An 18,154-nucleotide genomic window follows, 5' to 3' on the forward strand; every position below is an offset into this window, starting at 1 on the left:
TCTCGCCGTGCCCGGGATGCGACGAGGGCTCCGGCGACGCCGGAGCCCTCGTACTCGAATCTGTTGAGCTCGAGCTCTACGTGCACAAGTGACTACAGGTCGTAGTAGTGATCGACGCACCCATGCTGAACTGCGCAAACGCGAGTTCGGCTGGCGCTGGGGCGTCCGTGAGGCCGCACGTTGCCGAGTTCAGCTCGGGACCAGGGCGGTGACCTTGGCCAGGTCGTCGGCGTGCAGGTCGCGCTCGACCTCCAGGTCGTAGTCGGTCTGGATGTTGATCCAGAACCGGTCGTCGACCCCGAGCGCCTTTGACAGGCGCAGTGCGGTGTCGGTGGTGATGGCGCGCTCGCCCCGCACGATCTGACTGATCCGTGTCTGGGGGAGACCGGTGGCCTGGGCGAGGCGCTACTGGCTGATGCCCAGCCTCGCGAGCCGCGAGGTCCCGGGCCTGTGCACGCATCCCCGATCCTCCTGACAGTGGTCGTCGGGGGACAGGTGTGCAGACAGCGTTCGGCCAACACCAGGGACCGTCGTCCAAGACGCTGATGTCGCTGGACGAGGACGGTGACGAGGAGCCAGGCGCGGCAGACACGCTCCCGGAGCCCGGAGCTGGCTGAAGGTGGCCCAGGCACTCCATCGGCCCCGCTCACGGCCAAACACTCACGCGTTGGGCATCCCGGAAGCCGATCCCGCACCGGGTCGCTCCGCGAGCCCATCCCGCACCGGGTCGCTCCGCGAGCCCATCCCCAAACGGAACTGCCGGAGTGCGACGGCCGGTCACTTCCCAGCCAGCTCCCCATAACCGCTTCCTTGGCCGGCTGGGGTGGGTCGGGGGAAAGGTGGGCCGGAGGCCCAGCCCGGAGGGCCGCGCAGCGCCCTTCCGGCGCCCCAACGCAGCCGGCATGCTGACGCGGAGGGAGCGGCTCCCGCAAACAGGGCTCGTTGTCCGAGATTCCCGATACCCTGTGATCATGAGTTCCGCCGACGGCTGGGACCTGACGGTCCCCGAAGATGCAGCCGAGCTGCTCGCCGAGCTGCGCCGTCACGGCGTGCGGCCCGGCCAGCGCCTGCATGTGGTGCGCGCGGATGAGGAGGGGGCGCGATCAAACGGCGAAGATGCTGCCCGGCCCACCCGCGCGAAGCTCGACTTCATCGGCTCCGTGCACGGTGGTCCCGCGGACCTGTCCACCCGCACTGACGAGTACCTGCAGCGAGGCTTCGGCCGCGAGTGATCCTCGTCGACACGAACGTCCTCGTCGCCGCTGCCCGGACCGCAGACACAAACCACGTTGCCGCGGCGCGGCTGCTTGAGACCCTCGACGAGCCGCTGCTGGTTCCACCCACCGTGCTGGCGGAGGTCTGTTACCTCCTCAACGAGTGGAGTGGACCCGGCGCCGAGGTCCGGTTCCTTCGCGACCTCCGATCCGGCGGGCTGCAACTGGCAGAGCTGACCACTGCCGACGTTGCACGCATGGCCGATCTGGTTGAGCGGTACGCGGACCTCCGTCTCGGCGGGACCGACGCCTCGCTCGTCGCCATCGCCGAGCGCCTGCGCATCGATCGAATCGCCACTTTCGACCGGCGCCATTTCACGGTCGTCCGCCCCGCCCACGTCGCGTCGTTCACGCTGCTTCCCGAGGTCAGGACAAGCTGACCGGGCGCCCGCCGGCTGGGCGCGGCGCGCGGTCGAACTCCGCGGACGGCGTCGCGGCCCGGGCACGGCGCAGTGTCAGGCCCTCGGACTACGTTCGGCCGCGTCGGTTTCCGGTGAGGTCCATGCGGATTGAAGGGCGGAGCCATGGCGAGCATCCAGGACCGGTGGCGTCGTAGGGACCCGGCCACCGGCCGCCTGGTGCCCACGGAGCTGGACGGCAAGGGGCTGCGCTACCGCCCGCAGTTCCGGGATCCGTCGGGCCGCCAGATCATGAAGGGGTTCGCGCTCAAGCGGGACGCGCAGCGTTGGCTGACCGAGCAGACCGCCCACATCGTCCGGGGCACCTACGTCGACCCGAGCGCCGGCCGCACGACGTTCGCCGGGTTCTACGCGGACTGGTCCAGCCGCCAGGTGTGGGCACCGGGGACGGTTCTCGCGATGAACCTTGCGGCCGGTTCGGTGCCGTTCGCCGACGTCCCGCTGAGATCGCTGCGCCGCTCGCACGTTGAGGGCTGGGTCAAGGGGATGGTCAATCGCGGTCTTGCCCCCGGCACCGTGCACACGCGGGTGAACAACGTGCGCGCCGTCCTCCACGGCGCGGTCGCCGACAAGCTGATGGCGAGTGATCCGAGCGTCGGCGTCGCGCTCCCCCGGCGCCGGCGGGCGGCAGCCGCGATGACCCTGCCCACCCCGGCCCAGGTCGGCGCCGTCCTCCAGGCCGCCGACGACGCCTTCCGCCCGTTCGTCGCGCTCTGCGCCTTCGCCGGTCTGCGGCTTGGCGAGGCCGCCGCTCTGCAGGTGGGGGACATCGACTTCCTGCGGCGCACGCTCACCGTCACCCGCCAGGTACAGCGAGGCGGCCGAGGCCGGGTCGAGTTGCGGCCGCCCAAGTACGGCAGCGAGCGGATCGTCTTCCTCGCTCCGGGGCTTGTCGACTTCCTGGCGGCGCATGTCGCCGCGTTCTGCCCGGGTGGTGGATGGCTCTTCACCGGTGAAGCGGGACAGCCCCCGCACCAGAACACTGTCGGCTACCGCTGGCGCACCACCACCGCGGCCACCGGCATCGCGGGGCTTCGACTGCATGACCTCCGGCACTTCTACGCCTCGGGCCTGATCGCGGCCGGCTGCGACGTCGTCACCGTGCAGCGGGCCCTCGGGCACGCCTCCGCCACCACGACGCTGAACACGTACAGCCACCTGTGGCCGAGCGCCGAGGACCGCACCCGGACCGCCGCGCAGGCCTTGCTCGCAGATTCTTGTGGACTGAGTGTGGATTGGGAGGGGTCGACAAGCCGTTGACCTGCGGTTTTATGCCGATCTACACGTTGAAGCGGAACTCCACGACGTCGCCGTCGGCCATGACGTACTCCTTGCCCTCCATGCGGACCCAGCCCTTGGACTTGGCCTCGGCCATGGAACCCGCCTCGACGAGCTGGTCGAAGGAGACGATCTCGGCCTTGATGAAGCCGCGCTGGAAGTCGGTGTGGATGACGCCCGCGGCCTGCGGGGCGGTCGCGCCGACCGGGATGGTCCAGGCGCGCGCCTCCTTGGGGCCCGCGGTCAGGTAGGTCTGCAACCCGAGGGTGCGGAAGCCGACCCTGGCCAGCTGGTCCAGGCCCGGCTCGTTCTGACCGATCGACTCCAGCAGCTCGGCGGCCTCCTCGGCCGGCAGCTCGATGAGTTCGGACTCGGTCTGCGCGTCGAGGAAGATCGCCTCGGCCGGTGCCACGAGCGCCCGCAGCTCGTCGAGCATCTCGCTGTTGGCCAGCTCGTCGGAGTCCACGTTGAAGACGTAGAGGAACGGCTTGGTGGTCATCAGGCCCAGCTCGCGCAGCGGAGCGGGGTCCACGCCGGCGGCGAAGAGGGTCTTCCCACCGTCGAGCACCTGCTGCGCCTCGAGGGCGGCCTTGTGCAGCTCGGCGCGCTCCTTGTCCTTGCGCATCTCCTTCTCCAGCCGCGGGATCGCCTTCTCCAGCGTCTGCAGGTCGGCCAGGAGGAGCTCGGTGTTGATCGTCTCGATGTCGTCGGCCGGGCTGACCTTGCCGTCGACGTGCACGACGTCGGGGTCGGTGAACACCCGGATCACCTGGCAGATGGCGTCGCTCTCGCGGATGTTGGCCAGGAACTTGTTGCCCAGACCTGCGCCCTCGCTGGCGCCCCGCACGATGCCGGCGATGTCCACGAAGGACACCGTCGCCGGGATGATCTTCTGCGAGCCGAAGATCTCGGCGAGCGTCGCCAGCCGGGGGTCGGGCACGCCCACGACGCCGACGTTCGGCTCGATGGTGGCGAACGGGTAGTTCGCCGCGAGGACGTCGTTCTTGGTCAGGGCGTTGAAGAGAGTCGACTTGCCGACGTTGGGCAGTCCGACGATCCCGATGGTGAGGCTCACGAGCGTCGAGGTTACGTGCCGTGTCCGCGCCGTCCGGACGTCGTCGGCCCCCCGGCCCTGCCCCTTCCGGAGGAGCGGTGCTCCAGTTCCGTGCCCGGGGGGCCGACGACCGACGTGGACCGGTCGAAGGGGACACGTCATGAGCAAGAGCCGCACCGACGCCGAGCAGCAGATCGCCGAGCTGCTGCGCACGGCGAAGAAGTCACTGCACCTCTCCGTGGCGTTCCTGTCCCGGCTGGACGGCACCACCCAGCACCTCGAGGTGGTGGAGTCCTCGGTGCCGTTCCTGTTCCAGGAGGGCGCCACGCAGGTCCAGGAGACGACGCTGTGCCAGGCCATCCTGGACAAGAAGCTGCCGGTGGTGATCCCGAACCTCAAGGACTTCCCGCGGGCGATGGAGCTGCCCGCCGCACGGATGCCACGGATCCGCAGCTACGTCTCGGTGCCGGTCACGCTGTCCGACGGCTCGCTGTACGGGACGTTCTGCGCCGCCGGCTTCACCTCGGACAAGGACCTCACGAAGCGGGACAAGTCGCTGATGGACGTCCTGGCCTCGGCCGCGTCGGTCATCATCGAACCGCAGGTCAAGGAGGAGGAGCGGCGCACCGCGATCGAGCAGCGGCTCGGCCCGGTCGTCGCCGACGGCGGCCCGGTGGTGGCGCTGCAGCCGATCGTCGACCTGGCCACCGGCCTCCGCGTGGGCTCCGAGGCGCTCAGCCGCTTCCCCGCCGCGTGGGAGACGACCCCCGACGTCGTCTTCGCCGAGGCGCACAGCGTGGGCCGCGGTGACGAGCTCGAACTCCTGGCTCTGCGCCGCGCCGCCGACCACCTGGACGACGTCGACGGCTACGTCGCCATGAACGTCTCCCCCGGCACCCTGATGACGCCGGAGTGCGCCCGGCTGCTCTCCGAGCTCCCGCTGGACCGGATCCTGCTCGAGCTCTCCGAGCACGACCAGGTCGACGACTACGACGCACTCGCCGCAACGCTCGCCCCGTTCCGGGCCGCGGGTATGAAGCTGGCCATCGACGACGTCGGCGCCGGCTTCTCCTCCCTCCGGCACATCGTGATCACCTCGCCCGACGTCCTCAAGATCGATCGCAGCCTGGTCACGGGGCTGGACACCGACCCCGTCCGGACGACCCTGATCCGCTCCCTGGTGGACTTCGCCACGGGGCTGCAGGCCCGGGTCGTGGCCGAGGGCATCGAGACCGCCGAGGAGGCAGCCGCGCTCCGCACGCTGGGTGTGGACTACGGGCAGGGCTGGCACTTCGGCCGGCCGGCCGTCCCCGGACCGCGCCCCGCGCACGACGCCGAGCTCGCGACCGCGAGCGGCATCCCGCTGCCCCGGCAGCGTTCCGAGCACACCGGGCCGATCGACCAGGCGCTGTCCGCCTGACCCTCAGTCGCCCGGCGGAGGAAGTATCGGCGGTGCGGTCGGCGGCGGTGCGGTCGGCAGCGGTGCGGTCGTCGGCGCCGCCGGGCCGCCGCCTCCCTCCTCGTCGACCTCGGTGATCTCTGCGGCGACGTTGCACTCCGCCAGGTTGACCTCCAGCCGGTCCTGGAGCGGCTGGAGCTGACGCACGATCTGGTCGAGCCGGCCGGCGTTGAGCTCGCTGAGGGCGTCCCCGAGGTCCTCCACCACGTCGAACACGTCCTGGGCGGCGTTGACCGTGCGCAGGCACGCGGCGTTCACCACGACCTCACGGGCGGTGTCTGCCGGCCCCTCGCCCGGCGATGCGTCCGCGCCACCCGGCGCCGTGGTGCCCGCCGCGTCGCCCGTCGCGGCGAGTGGCACGGTCCCGCCGCCGCTGAGCAGGCCCACGAGCAGTGCCCCGGCCAGCAGCCCGACGACGAAGGCGAGACCGGCCGCCCACCAGCGCGCCGCTCTGGAGAGCCACTGTTGTCCGCCCGGTGACCTGGTCGCGGAGTCGGCCATGCTCGTCCCTTCGTCGCCAAGCACGTCCTGAGTCCCGCCGCTACCCTCCGATCACGGGAACCAACCCGGGAGGCCGCCAGGCTGGAGGCCACGTGGACGCGCCGGCAACGCCCCCTTGGCGGGTGCCGTGAGCGCGCCCGCCGCCGGCGGTCCGCGTTCCTGGCGGCCGCTCCGCGCCCTGGCCCGTGGCTACCGCACCGCTGTCGTCTCCGGCCGCTGGTTCGTCGTGCTCGCCTGGATCATCGGGACGGTCGTGGTCTCGACGAATCTGCCGGCGCAGACCAGCGGGCCAGGTGGCGGAGGCATCGGGTCCCTCGTCCCCGAGGACAGCGAGGCGTTCGCCGTCCAGGAGCGCAGCCTGGACATGTTCCGGATCCCGGTGCTGTCCCAGACGGCGGTCGTGGTGACCGACCCCGGGGGGCTCAGTGCCCTGACCCAGGCCGATGCCGCTCTCTGGGCGCTCTCCTACAGCCAGAGGTTCCTGGACGGCACCGCACCGACCGGCCGCGGCAACATCGCCGCAGCCGTGCCCATCCCGACCTCGACGCCCGACACCCTGGTGACCTACCTGTACGTCACGGGCGGCACGTCGCTGGCGCAGGCCGCCGCCTTGGCCGATGAGTACGCAGCCCACTTCAACAACCAGGACTCGGTGCGCACGTACGTGACGGGGGTGACCCCCGCCCAGGTCCGCCAGGCCCACTACCTCGAGACCCGGCTGCACGTGTTCGAGATCGCCACCCTCGTGCTGATCTCGCTCGTCGTGGGAGTGGTCTTCCGCTCGATCGTCGCGCCACTGGTCGTGCTGTTCACGGCCGGGCTGGGCTACCTGGTCGCGATCCGCTTCCTCGGCCTGATCGCCGCACAGTTGGGCTTCTCCCTGCCCGACCAGATGCAGCCGCTGATCGCCGCACTTCTCATCGGCGTGATCACCGACTACTGCGTGCTGTTCTTCTCCGGCCTGCGGCGCGAGCTGGACGCAGGCGCATCCCGCCTGGACGCCGCGCGACGAGCGGTCGCCGTCGAGGGGCCCATCATCGCCGTCGCAGGCATCACGGTCGCCGCCGGAACGGCGGCGCTGCTGGCGGCGGACTACAACCTCTTCCGGGCCTTCGGGCCCGCGCTGTCCCTCGCCGTCATCGTCGGTGTGCTCGTCTCGCTGACCCTCGTCCCCGCGCTGCTGGCCATCCTGGGCAAGTGGCTGTTCGTGCCCAACCAGGGGCGGGTGGTGTCCCAGGGGGCCGGGCGAGGCGCGGGCCCGCTCGTCCGCATCGTGATCAGCCGCCGGGGCGCGGCCGTGGCAGCGGCGCTCAGCCTGGCCGTGCTCACCCTCGCAGCCCTGCCGCTGACCCACATGCGACTGGACCTGTCCTTCACCGGCGGACTGCCCGACGACGACCGGGTCACCCGCGGTGCCGTGGCCCTCGAGGAGGCGGGCATCCGGGGCGTCGAGGCGCCCACCGAGATCATCATCGAGCAGCCCGGTATCGCCGGCCGGCGGGATCGGCTCGAACGCCTGCAGCAGCTCATCGAGTCCCAGCCGGGCGTGGCCGAGGTGCTCGGCCCGGCGCAGAATCCGCTGCCCGACAGCTATGGCGTGGTGTTCACGCCCGACGGCGGCGCGGCCCGCTTCGTCGTCATCCTGGACAGCGACCCGCTGGCTGCCCCGGCCATCGCCGACCTGGACCGCCTCGAGTCGCGGATCGCCGACCTCGCCGCGGAGGCAGGTCTGGGCGACGTCGACCTGTCGGTGACCGGCCAGACGGCGATCGCCGGCGAGCTCGCCGACATCACCTGGGACAACCTCCGCGTCACGCTGCTGGCCGTGGTGATCGTCGAGCTGGTCATCCTGATGGTCTTCCTCAGGGCGATACCGGCGCCGGTCGTGCTGATGTTCACCAGCGCGCTGAGCGTCGCGTCCGCGCTCGGGCTCACCGTCCTGGTCTTCCAGGACTGGCAGGGCGACCCCGGGCTGACCTTCTACGCGCCGTTCGCCACGGCCGTCCTGCTGCTCGCACTCGGCTCGGACTACAACGTCTTCGCCGTGGGTTCGATCTGGGAGGCGGCGGCGCGGATGCCCCTGAGCAAGGCCATCGCCGTGGCCATGCCCAGCACCTCGCGGGCGATCAGCGCAGCCGGCGTCATCCTGGCCGCCACCTTCGCGATGGTGGCGATCATCCCGCTCGACACGTTCCGGCAGGTGGCCTTCACGATGGCCGTGGGCCTGCTCATCGACACCTTCCTCGTCCGGCCGGTGCTGACTCCCGCCGTCCTCACCCTGCTGGGTTCGGCCTCGAGCTGGCCCAGCCGCCGGATCCGCACCGAGGCGGTGTCGGCGGAGGAGCTGCACCGCACCGCCGTGGCCGCCGCCCGCGAGCCGCACCAGCCCCGGGCCGGGAACGCGGCCGAGAAAGAGATGGCCGGCCGGTGAGCACCGCCGTGCCGCAGACCGGGGGGACGAGGGCACCGGGCCGTCGGCTGCCACGCAGGTCCACGCTGCTCCTCGCCGCCAGCGTGCTCGCCGGGATGCTCCTGCTGCTGTGGGGCGTCGACCGGCTGGCCCGCTGGGGTGCCGAGGCGGTGCTGGCCGACCGGATCGCGGCCGAGACCGGGGTGCGGACCACCCCGGAGGTGGAGATCGACAGCCGCTTCGTCCTCCTGCAGATGCTGCGCGGGCGGTACGAGGACGTGGAGGTCGGGCTCGAGGGGATCGCCTCCGGCCCGCTGCGCATCGAGCGGCTGGACGCCGAGCTCACCGGCGTCCGGCTGTCCTTCCACGACCTGCTCTACCGCAACCCCGTCCCGATCTACGTGGAGAGCACCCGGGAGCGGGCCACCCTGCGGTACGAGGACCTCAACACCTATCTGGAACTCACCGGCCGGCCGGTGCGGATCGAGAACGCCTCCGACGGCGAGGTGCAGCTGACCGGGTCGGTCCAGATCTTCGGGCAGGAGGTCTCCGCCTCGGCCCAGGCCGGGCTGACGGCCGAGGACGGCCGGATCCTGGTGCAGCCCACGGAGCTGCAGACCGGGACGGCGTTGGACGGGGCCAGCCGGCTGCTCCTGCAGCAGCGGTTCGGATTCGCCGTGCCGGTGGACTCGCTGCCCTTCGGGCAGCGCATCACCGCCATCGAACCGCAGGAATCGACGGTGGAGATCGAGGCACGCGGTGACGGGGTGCTCGTCAACCCGTGACGCGGTGACGACCCACCACTGCGGTCAGCGACGATATGTTGCGCCCCGGTGGAGATTCCCCATCCGTCGAGCAGCGTGCGAGCCGTCGTCCTAGCCTCGATCCATGTCCATGACAAGCAGTTCGAGGCTCGCAGGTGGGGTCGTCGCCGCCGGACTTCTCCTGCTCCCCCTGACCGGCTGTTCGGCGGACGCAGAGGACACCACTGCCGCCGATCTGACCAGCGCGGCGGAATCGGCGGGTTCGGCGGCATCGTCGGCCACGGAGTCGGCCGGCGCGGCCGCGTCGTCAGCGGCCAGCGCGATCAACGAACGGGTCGAGTGCTCCGGCAACTCCTGCTCGGTGACCGTGAGCACCGGTTCGGACGTGGAGGTCCTCGGGACGCAGCTTTCCCTGCAGAGCGTCGAGGGAGGTCAGGCGACCGTGAGCGCCGGGGACCGCACCGTGACCTGCGGCGAAGGAGAGACCGTGAGCGTCGGGCCGCTCAGCCTCGAGTGCTCCGACATCACCGACGACAGCGTCACGATGAGCGCTTCGCTGGGCTGAGGTGAGGAGCGGTCCCGGCGCTCAGGCGCCGGGACCGGGGAGCAGCCCGCGCTCGACCGCGACCATCACCGCCCGGGTCCGGTCGTCGACGCCCAGCTTCGCGAACACCCGCAGCAGGTGCGTCTTCACCGTCGCCTCCCCGATGAACAGCGCGCGCCCGATCTCGGCGTTGGTCAGCCCGCGAGCCACCCCGGCCAGCACCTCCAGCTCCCGCGCCGTGGGCGCATCCACCGCGGGGGCCCGCATCCGTGACACCAGCCGGGCGGCCACCGGCGGCGCGAGAACGGTCTCGCCCCGCGCGGCCGCGCGCACGGCGTCGGCCAGCTGCGACAGCGGGGTGTCCTTGAGCAGGTAGCCGGTGGCGCCCGCCTCGACCGCCCGCACGATGTCCGCGTCGGTGTCGTACGTCGTCAGCACGAGCACCCGCACCGCCGGGTGGTCGGCCGCGAGCCGGCCGGTCGCGGTGGCGCCGTCCATCCGCGGCATCCGCAGGTCCATGAGGACGACGTCCGGGGTCAGCGACGCCACCATCGCCAGCGCCTCCTGGCCGTCGCCGGCCTCACCGACCACGTCGATGTCCGGCTGGGCCGCCAGCCAACCGACCACGCCTCCGCGGACGACGGGGTGGTCGTCCACGACCAGCACCCGGATCACGGCTCGACCCGCGGTCATCGGACCGGCACCCGCACCGTCACCCGGGTCCCCTCCCCCGGGGCCGAGCGGACGTCGACGGCACCGCCGACCTCCTCCGCCCGGTCGCGCAGGCCGGCGAGCCCCACGCCCGCGGACGCAGCAGGGTCGAAGCCCACGCCGTCGTCCTCGACGTGCACCGACACCTGCGCGCCGTCCCCCGAGCCGACCCGGCTGATGCGGAGCACCACGGCCGAGGCCGCGGCGTGCCGGCGCACGTTGGCCAGCGCCTCCTGCGCGCCACGCAGCAGCACGATCTCCTCGGCCCGGCTCAGCGCGGTGCCCGTGCTCCCGAGCGCCGCGGTGTCCACCCGCGTGACGATGCCGGTCTCGCGGCCGAACCGCTCCGCCAGCCGCTGCAGCGCCTCGACCAGCGTCGCGGAGTCCAGCGCGACCGGGGCGAAGGCCGCGACCATGGCGCGGGCCTCGGCGAGGTTCTCCCGGGCGACCTCCTCGATGACCGCCAGCCGCTCGGCCGCGGCATCCGGGTCGCCCGGCAGCACGGCCACCGCGGTCTGGGCCAGGACGACGATGCTGGTGTAGCCCTGCGCCAGGGTGTCGTGCACCTCGCGGGCCAGCCGCTCGCGTTCGGCGACCATGCCCTGCTGGTGGTGCAGGACCGCGAGCTCGGCGCGGGTGGACTCCAGCTCCCGGATCAGCGCCGCCCGCTGATCGCTGTGCTCGAGCACGCTGAACACCCACGCCCCCATCGCGAGGCTGAACGCCACCCCGACCAGCGTCTGCAGGTCGAAGGGCTCGGTGCCCTGCGCCCAGTGCACCGTGGGGCCGAGGGCCGCGGCGACACCGAGCGCCAGCGTCCAGAGCACACCGCTGCGCAGGCCCGCCACCATGAACCAGACCTGCGGGAAGGCCAGGAAGAGCAGGAAGAGCAGTTCCGGCAGGATCCAGGCCAGCACGCCGATGACGACCACCAGGACCAGCAGGTAGCGGGCCGCCCGCCGGTGGTCGCGCCGGACCAGCGCCGGGCCGCCGACGGTCGCGTACGCCAGCAGGAGGACGGCGAGCGCCGCGAGCAGGACCGCCTCGCGGGCACCCGACTCCTCGAGCACGGCGTCGACCATCGCGATCGCGACGAGGACGGCGACGACGACGTGGTGGACCACCAGGGTGATCCGCCAGCCCCGCTCGGACAGCGGGCGGCCGCCGGCGCCACCCCCGGTCGGGGAGGCGACGGCGGGCCGGCCGGACCCGAGCGTCATCCCTCGCCCCGACGCCAGCGGAACGTGCGCACGCACACCATGACGCCGATGATCACCCATGCGACCAGCACCAGGGCAGTCGTGCCGTGCTCCCATCCCCCGGCGATCTCGAACGCAGCCGCCTCCTCGGGCAGGAACGCCGACCGCATGCCCTGGGTCAGCCACTTCAGCGGGAACAGCGCCGCGGTCTGCTGCATCCAGCCCGGGAGCTCCAGGAAGCCGAAGAAGACGCCGGAGAAGAACTGCAGCACCAGTGCCAGCGCGGCGATGCCGGTGGACACCGACGCGGCGTTCCCCCGCAGCGCCGAGACCGCGATGCCCAGCACCGTGCCGGCCAGCGAGCCGAGCGCTCCGACCCACAGGAAGGTCGCCCAGTGGGCGGCGTCCACGGGCATCGGCACGTCGTAGGCGTAGCGGGCCACCGGCAGCAGCAGCGCCAGCTGCGCGGCCGTGGTCACCAGCACCTGCCCCGCCTTGCCGGCGAAGTAGGCGGCCGGCGGCGTGCCCAGGAGCTGCAGCCGCTCCAGCTGACCGGTCTCCCGCTCGTCGGCGATCGCCGTCCCCACGGCCTGGAAGCTCACCAGCATGATCCCCGTCGCGGCGATCCCCGCCAGGAAGTACTGGGTGAAGGGGACGCCGCCGGGCCGCTCGTCGGAGCCGAGGATCGCCGCGAAGATCACCAGCATGACGACGGGATAGGCGAAGGAGAACGCCACCTTCTGGCGGTCGCGGAAGAACAGCCGCAGCTCCAGACCCACCCGGGACGCCGCGATCCGCGTCGTCGACGGCGGCGCCGGGCGGGTGGGGGTCAGGACGGCGGTCATCGGAGGTCTCCTACGGGGGCTGCAGTGCCGGCGGGGGTCGCCGTGCTGGCGGGGGTGGCACCGACGAGGCGCAGGTAGACGTCCTCCAGGCCGGGGCGGTTGACCGTGAGATCCGGGACCTCGGCGTGCGCGGCGAGCAGGTCCCGGAGCACGGCGGCGGGCGTTTCGGTGGACACCCGGCGGCGGACGCCCGCCTCCAGCCAGCTGACGGTCGACTCACGGCGCAGCTCGGCGCCCAGCTCGTCCGGGGGTGCGACGTCGACCAGGCGGCCCCCGGAGATCACCCCGACCCGGTCGGCGAGCTCTGCGGCCTCGTCCAGGTAGTGGGTGGTGAGCAGGATCGTCGTCCCGTCGGCGCGCAGACCCCGGATCAGCTCCCAGAACTGCCGCCGGGCGACCGGGTCCATGCCGGTGGTCGGCTCGTCGAGGAAGAGCAGCTCCGGCCGGCCCTGCACGCCCAGCGCGACGGCCAGCCGCCGGCGCTGCCCCCCGGAGAGCCGCTCCACCCGGACGGCCGCCGACTCCGTCAGCCCGACCGCGGCCAGCAGCCCGTCGGTCGGGCGGACCGACCCGTGGTAGCCGGCGAAGTGGTCGAGGGTCTCGCGCACCGACAGCGCGGGGCCCGCACCCTCACCCTGGCTGACCACCCCGACCCGGTCCCGCCAGCGACGGCCGGCGACGGCGGGGTCCTCCCCCAGCACGTCGACGTCCCCGGCGTCGCGGGGCCGGACACCTTCGAGGATCTCGATCGTCGTGGTCTTGCCTGCACCGTTGGGCCCGAGCAGCGCGAAGCACTCGCCCCGCTGGACCTCGAGGTCCAGCCCGTCGAGGACCGGACGCCCGCCGTACCGCTTGCTCAGGCCGCGCACCGTCACCGCGGCCGGCTCCGGACCGTTGCTCGTGGGCAGCGGCGCGAGCTGTGTCGTCGTCATGCGCCGAGCCTGTCGACGCACGGGCCCGAGCGGGACCGCCGAAGCGCTGGTCCGTCGTCCACCGACCGGTGGACCGGCCGGCTCCGCCGATCAGGCCGGTCCGGGCGGGAGGAGTGCCGATCCGTCGACCTCCGGGCGCGGCACCGACGCCGCCAGCCGCTGCGGCGCCAGCAGGCAGTAGCTGTCGGTCAGCAGCTCCCCGACCTCCTCCCAGTCGACGCCGTCGTCGAGCCGCAATCCGACCTCGTCCCCGCGTCAGGGGGCCGCGAAGAACGGCGGGCCGGTCCGGCGCAGGGTCTCCAGCTCCAGCCCCGAGGACCGGAAGGTGAGGATCCGGCACGGTCCTGCCGTCCCCGCCGCACGCGCGTGGGACTGCGGGCGCCCGCCCTCGATGGTCAGCAGGTGGGCGAAAGTCCTCGACCGGACGCGCCAGCGGGTGCCTACCCAGGCCGGCTCCTCGTACGCCTCCGGGAGCGCCAGCGCGATCGCCCGCACACCGGCGAGCAGCTCGGTCTCCACGTCGCCTCCTTCCACCGGCCGGACCCGCCGTCAGAGTGGACGACGGGTCCGACAGCGGGAACTCAGCGGCCCAGCGCCTGGAACCTCCGGACGCTCAACGCGGCGAACACCACGGTGAGCACCACCGGCCAGGCGACGGCGAGCACCATCGCGTTCTCGGTCGCCCAGCCACCGCCGGTACCCGCCGGTGAGCCCACCAGCTCCCGGACGGCGGTGACCGTGCCGGCCACCGGGTTCCACTCGGCGACGGCCGCCAGCCAGCCCGGCATCGCCGACGCAGCGACGAAGGCGTTGGACAGGAAGGCGAACGGCCACACGAGGATCTGCACCGTCATCACCGTCGCCGGATCCTTCGCGAACAGGCCCAGGTAGATCCCGATCCAGAGGAACGCCACCCGCAGCAGGAGGAGCAGCCCCACCGCGGCGAGCAGCCCGCCGACGCCGTCGGGCCGCCACCCGATGGCCAGTCCGGCCCCGACCAGGACGACGAGGCCCACCGCGGAGGACGCCATGTCGGCCAGACAGCGCCCGGCGACGACCGCCGACGGTGCCATGGGCAGCGAGCGGAACCGGTCGGTGATGCCGCGCGCGGTGTCGGTGACGACGGCGGTCATCGTCGCCTCCACCCCGAAGACCATCGCCAGTGCGAGCACCCCGGGCACCAGGAAGTCGCGGTAGCTGCCGCCGCCCGGCACAGCCATCCCGCCGCCGATCAGGTAGGTGAACATCAGCAGCATCAGCACGGGGAAGAGCACGCCGACCAGCAGTGCACCCGGCGACCGGCGCCAGTGGGCGACGTCGCGACCGGCCACCGTCACGGCGTCGGTGACCGCCCAGCACACCCGGTCGCCGACCGACTCCTCCTGCGCCGTCCGCACCGCGGTCATGCCGGCACCTCCGCCCGCGCCCGGTCGGCGCCGGTGATCCGGAGGTAGGCCTCGTCCAGGGTGGCCGACCGGAGGACGACGTCGTCGACGTCGATCCCCGCTCCGTCCAGAGCCCGGACGACGTCGCCGACGACGCCCGGCCGCCGGGATACCGGCACCACGACGCGCTCACCGCCCCCCTCCGCACGCGGGACGGGCGGGCCGGCCGCCGCCCGCTCGGCCAGCAGCGCCGCCTCACCGGCCCGCCGGGGATCGCTCACCACCAGCTCGAGCCGGTCCCCGCCGATCGCGGCGGTCAACTCGCGGGGTGCCCCCTCGGCGATCACGCGTCCACCCGCGAGCACGCACACCCGGCCGGCCAGGCGGTCGGCCTCCTCCAGGTACTGGGTCGTCAGGAGCACCGAGGTGCCGCCGGCCACCAGCCCACCCACCGCCTCCCACACGTCCCGGCGGCCGGCCGGGTCCAGGCCCGTGGTCGGTTCGTCGAGGAAGAGCACCTCCGGCGCCAGCACCAGCCCGGCGGCGATGTCCAGCCGCCGCCGCATGCCCCCGGAGAACTCGCGCACCGGCTGCGCGCCCGTGCCGGCCAGCCCCACCTGCTCGAGCAGCTCCTCGGCCCGGACGCCGGCGGCCCGGCGGTCGAGGTGGTGCAGCCGGGCGAAGAGCACCAGGTTCTGGCGTGCGCCGAGGGCGTCGTCCACCGCCGGCTGCTGCCCGATCAGCCCGATCCGCCGCCGCGCGGCCCGGGGGTTCCGGACGACGTCCACCCCCGCCACCTGCACGGAGCCGGCGTCCGGCCGGGTGAGCGTCGTGAGCACCCGCACCGCCGTCGTCTTGCCGGCGCCGTTCGGACCCAGGAGCGCACACACCGTCCCCCGCGCCACCGTCAGGTCGACGCCGCCGAGCACCACCTTCTCGCCGTACCGCTTGGTCAGTCCCGCCACCGCAATCGCGTCCGCCACCACTCTCACCTCCGTACGCTGTACGCCAATAGACCCGGGCGGTAACGTACGCCGTACGGAGATATTCCGCCAGGGGCTCTCCGGGGCGATCGACGAGTGCGGGAGAGTGAGGCATGGCCACCGACTTCACCGCCGGCGCGGACCCGGCCCGCACCATGGCGCTGCTCTGGCGCGGCCCCCGGGACGACGTTCCCCGCCCTGGCCCACGGGCCGGGCTCGACGTCGACCGCATCGTGGCCACGGCGGTCCGGCTGGCCGACGCCGACGGGCTCCCTGCGCTCTCGATGCGCCGGGTGGCCGCCGAGCTCGGGGCCGGTGCGATGAGCCTCTACACGCACGTGCCCGGCAAGGCCGAGCTGATCGCCCTGATGTACGACTCGGTGCTCGCCGGGCTCTACCCGGAGCCGCCGTCCGGGAACTGGCGCGCGCGGCTGACCGCCGTCGCGCAGGCCAACTGGGACCTGTTGGTCCGGCACCCCTGGGTGGCCACCGTGGGCACCGGCCGGCCGATCCTCGGCCCGAACCTGATGGCCAAGTACGACGCGGAGCTGGCCGCCGTCGACGGGCTCGGCCTGGGCGAGGTGGAGATGGAGCTGGTCACCATCCTGGTGACCGGCTTCGTGAAGGGCATCGTGAGCGGCCTGCACGAGAAGGTGGCCGCCGAGCAGGCCAGCGGCCTGACCGAGGAGCAGTGGTGGGCCGCGACCGAGCCGCACCTGGACCGGGTCTTCGACCCGGAGAGGTACCCGACCGCGACCCGCGTCGGGCCGGTGTCCGGCCCCGAGCTGGGGGCCTACCCGGCGGAGCGGGCCTACGCGTTCGGCCTGGAGCGGCTGCTCGACGGGGTCGCGGCGATCATCGACCGCTGAGCCACGGCGATGTCCGAAACCCGCCGGTCGCGCCCGCCTCCGGGTGCCATGCTCGTGCCCATGACGACGGCGATGGACCACGAGAGCCGCTACCGGGCCGTGGCCGGGCGCGACGCGCGGTTCGACGGCTGGTTCTTCACCGCGGTGCGCACGACCGGCATCTACTGCCGCCCGTCGTGCCCGGCCCGCACGCCCAAGCCGTCCAACGTCTCCTTCTTCGGCACCGCGGCCGGGGCGCAGGCCGCCGGCTACCGCGCCTGCCGCCGCTGCCGACCGGACGCCGCGCCCGGTTCGCCCGAGTGGGACGTGCGCGCCGACGTCGTCGCCCGGGCCATGCGACTGGTCGCCGACGGCGAGGTGGAGCGCTCGGGCGTCCCCGGCCTGGCGCGCCGACTGGGCTACTCCGAGCGCCAGCTGCACCGGCTCGTGGTGGGCGAGCTCGGCGTCGGCCCCCTCGCGCTGGCCCGGGCGCAGCGAGCGCAGACCGCCCGGCTGCTGATCGAGACCACCGACCTGCCGATGGCCGACGTCGCCTTCGCCTCCGGGTTCGCCAGCATCCGGCAGTTCAACGACACCGTCCGCGAGGTCTTCGCCGCCACCCCGACCGAGCTCCGGCGCCGTCCGGCCCCGGCCGGCGGCGGCACGCCGGGTTCGCTCACCCTGCGGCTCACCGCCCGCGCGCCGTACGACGCGGCCGAGGTGCTGCTCTTCCTCGGCGCGCACGCCGCGCCCGGACTCGAGGAGTGGGACGGCACCACCTTCTCCCGCGTCCTCGACCTGCCCCACGGCCCGGGCGTCGTCGCCCTCTCCCCCGCCCCCGGCGGAGGCGCCGTCACGGCACGTCTGCACCTCGCGCAGCTGCGCGACGTCGGGGTGGCGGTGAGCCGCTGCCGGCGGATGCTCGACCTGGACGCCGACCCCGTGGCCGTCGACGCCGTGCTCGGCACCGACCCGGCGCTGGCGGACGTGGTGGCCGGCGCCCCCGGACGCCGGGTGCCGGGCTCACCCGACGGTCCCGAGCTCGCCGTCCGCGGCGTCCTCGGCCAGCAGGTCTCGGTGGCCGGCGCCCGCACCCTGACGGCGCGACTGGTGACCGCCGCCGGCGTTCCGCTGGCGATCCCGGTCGGCAGCCTCACCCACGCCTTCCCGCGCCCGGACGCGCTCGCCGCGGCCGACCTGGGCGCCGTCGGTCTCACCGGTTCCCGCCGGGCGACGGTGCGCGCGCTGGCCACCGCCCTGGCCGACGGCGACGTCGCGCTGGACCCGGGCGCCGACCGCGACGAGGCGGTCCGGGCGCTGCTCGCCGTCCGCGGCATCGGCCCCTGGACGGCGGCGCTCGTCGCGCTGCGCGGTCTGGCCGACCCCGACGTGTGGCTGCCCGGCGACCTCGCGTTGCGACGCTCCCTCGCCGCCCTCGGCAGCACCGACGCCGAGGCCGCCACCCGTTGGCGCCCGTGGCGCTCCTACGCGGTGATGCACCTGTGGGCGCTCGCCGCGCCCTCGTTCTTCACCCGCCCACCCCTCCCT

Annotated in this window: 19 protein-coding genes and 1 pseudogene; 9 read left to right on the forward strand and 11 right to left on the reverse strand. The window is 73.2% G+C overall.

Annotated features, from left to right (window positions below; all coding sequences use genetic code 11):
• Window positions 1–189: 189 nt before the first annotated feature.
• A pseudogene (locus tag RM425_RS13155) lies at window positions 190–393 on the reverse strand (HigA family addiction module antitoxin); the annotation flags it as partial.
• A gap of 578 nt (window positions 394–971) precedes the next feature.
• Here RM425_RS13155 and RM425_RS13160 point away from each other — a divergent pair.
• From RM425_RS13160 to RM425_RS13170, 3 genes are all read left to right on the forward strand, one after another.
• Window positions 972–1,232: a hypothetical protein gene (locus RM425_RS13160; RefSeq protein ID WP_311345664.1), complete on the forward strand. Its 261-nt coding sequence runs from the start codon at window positions 972–974 to the stop codon at window positions 1,230–1,232.
• Window positions 1,229–1,654, forward strand: coding sequence for a type II toxin-antitoxin system VapC family toxin (locus tag RM425_RS13165; RefSeq protein WP_311345665.1), 426 nt, complete (start codon window positions 1,229–1,231; stop codon window positions 1,652–1,654). The genes RM425_RS13160 and RM425_RS13165 overlap by 4 nt, the downstream gene beginning before the upstream one ends.
• 144 nt (window positions 1,655–1,798) lie before the next feature.
• Window positions 1,799–2,953: a tyrosine-type recombinase/integrase gene (locus RM425_RS13170; protein WP_311345666.1), complete on the forward strand. Its 1,155-nt coding sequence runs from the start codon at window positions 1,799–1,801 to the stop codon at window positions 2,951–2,953.
• Window positions 2,954–2,972: 19 nt separating this feature from the next.
• On the opposite strand, the gene ychF is transcribed toward RM425_RS13170, so the two are convergent.
• Complete coding sequence (ychF, locus tag RM425_RS13175) at window positions 2,973–4,046, reverse strand: redox-regulated ATPase YchF (RefSeq protein ID WP_311345667.1); 1,074 nt, start codon at window positions 4,044–4,046, stop codon at window positions 2,973–2,975.
• A 139-nt stretch (window positions 4,047–4,185) separates the two neighbouring features.
• On the opposite strand from ychF, the gene RM425_RS13180 reads away from it, so the two are divergent.
• Window positions 4,186–5,445 carry a sensor domain-containing phosphodiesterase gene (locus tag RM425_RS13180; RefSeq protein ID WP_311345668.1) on the forward strand — a complete coding sequence of 420 codons (1,260 nt, stop codon included), beginning with the start codon at window positions 4,186–4,188 and terminating at the stop codon, window positions 5,443–5,445.
• Window positions 5,446–5,448: 3 nt separating this feature from the next.
• Here the strand turns inward: RM425_RS13180 and RM425_RS13185 are convergent, their stop codons facing one another.
• Window positions 5,449–5,985 carry a hypothetical protein gene (locus RM425_RS13185; RefSeq protein WP_311345669.1) on the reverse strand — a complete coding sequence of 179 codons (537 nt, stop codon included), beginning with the start codon at window positions 5,983–5,985 and terminating at the stop codon, window positions 5,449–5,451.
• 127 nt (window positions 5,986–6,112) lie between these two features.
• Here RM425_RS13185 and RM425_RS13190 point away from each other — a divergent pair, with 127 nt between their 5' ends.
• The 3 genes from RM425_RS13190 to RM425_RS13200 all read left to right on the forward strand — a co-directional run bounded on the left by RM425_RS13190 (window position 6,113) and on the right by RM425_RS13200 (window position 9,724).
• Entirely contained in the window at window positions 6,113–8,416 is a 2,304-nt protein-coding gene (locus RM425_RS13190; RefSeq protein ID WP_311345670.1) for an MMPL family transporter, read from the forward strand.
• Window positions 8,413–9,180, forward strand: a complete 768-nt coding sequence (locus RM425_RS13195) for an LmeA family phospholipid-binding protein (protein WP_311345671.1) — start codon at window positions 8,413–8,415, stop codon at window positions 9,178–9,180. The genes RM425_RS13190 and RM425_RS13195 overlap by 4 nt, the downstream gene beginning before the upstream one ends.
• A 103-nt stretch (window positions 9,181–9,283) precedes the next feature.
• Window positions 9,284–9,724: a hypothetical protein gene (locus tag RM425_RS13200; protein ID WP_311345672.1), complete on the forward strand. Its 441-nt coding sequence runs from the start codon at window positions 9,284–9,286 to the stop codon at window positions 9,722–9,724.
• Between the two features lie 21 nt (window positions 9,725–9,745).
• Here the strand turns inward: RM425_RS13200 and RM425_RS13205 are convergent, their stop codons facing one another.
• The 8 genes from RM425_RS13205 to RM425_RS13240 all read right to left on the reverse strand — a co-directional run bounded on the left by RM425_RS13205 (window position 9,746) and on the right by RM425_RS13240 (window position 15,767).
• A complete protein-coding gene (locus RM425_RS13205; protein ID WP_311345673.1) occupies window positions 9,746–10,396 on the reverse strand; it encodes a response regulator transcription factor in 651 nt (216 codons plus the stop codon).
• A complete protein-coding gene (locus tag RM425_RS13210; RefSeq protein ID WP_311345674.1) occupies window positions 10,393–11,634 on the reverse strand; it encodes a sensor histidine kinase in 1,242 nt (413 codons plus the stop codon). The genes RM425_RS13205 and RM425_RS13210 overlap by 4 nt, the downstream gene beginning before the upstream one ends.
• Window positions 11,631–12,458, reverse strand: coding sequence for an ABC transporter permease (locus tag RM425_RS13215; protein WP_311345675.1), 828 nt, complete (start codon window positions 12,456–12,458; stop codon window positions 11,631–11,633). Before RM425_RS13215 ends, RM425_RS13210 begins: the two co-directional genes overlap by 4 nt.
• A complete protein-coding gene (locus RM425_RS13220; RefSeq protein ID WP_311345676.1) occupies window positions 12,455–13,390 on the reverse strand; it encodes an ABC transporter ATP-binding protein in 936 nt (311 codons plus the stop codon). Before RM425_RS13220 ends, RM425_RS13215 begins: the two co-directional genes overlap by 4 nt.
• 90 nt (window positions 13,391–13,480) lie before the next feature.
• Entirely contained in the window at window positions 13,481–13,627 is a 147-nt protein-coding gene (locus RM425_RS13225) for a hypothetical protein (RefSeq protein ID WP_311345677.1), read from the reverse strand.
• Window positions 13,628–13,645: 18 nt separating this feature from the next.
• Window positions 13,646–13,909, reverse strand: coding sequence for a hypothetical protein (locus RM425_RS13230; protein ID WP_311345678.1), 264 nt, complete (start codon window positions 13,907–13,909; stop codon window positions 13,646–13,648).
• Window positions 13,910–13,971: 62 nt separating this feature from the next.
• Window positions 13,972–14,796 carry an ABC transporter permease gene (locus RM425_RS13235; RefSeq protein ID WP_311345679.1) on the reverse strand — a complete coding sequence of 275 codons (825 nt, stop codon included), beginning with the start codon at window positions 14,794–14,796 and terminating at the stop codon, window positions 13,972–13,974.
• A complete protein-coding gene (locus RM425_RS13240) occupies window positions 14,793–15,767 on the reverse strand; it encodes an ABC transporter ATP-binding protein (RefSeq protein WP_311345680.1) in 975 nt (324 codons plus the stop codon). Before RM425_RS13240 ends, RM425_RS13235 begins: the two co-directional genes overlap by 4 nt.
• Before the next feature lie 104 nt (window positions 15,768–15,871).
• On the opposite strand from RM425_RS13240, the gene RM425_RS13245 reads away from it, so the two are divergent.
• Entirely contained in the window at window positions 15,872–16,627 is a 756-nt protein-coding gene (locus tag RM425_RS13245) for a TetR/AcrR family transcriptional regulator (protein ID WP_311345681.1), read from the forward strand.
• A 60-nt stretch (window positions 16,628–16,687) separates the two neighbouring features.
• Window positions 16,688–18,154: AlkA N-terminal domain-containing protein (locus tag RM425_RS13250; protein WP_311345682.1), on the forward strand; the 1,467-nt coding region annotated here is incomplete at its 3' end.

Origin of the sequence: Blastococcus goldschmidtiae (assembly GCF_031845325.1) — a bacterium.
Classification (GTDB): Bacteria; Actinomycetota; Actinomycetes; order Mycobacteriales; family Geodermatophilaceae; genus Blastococcus; species Blastococcus goldschmidtiae.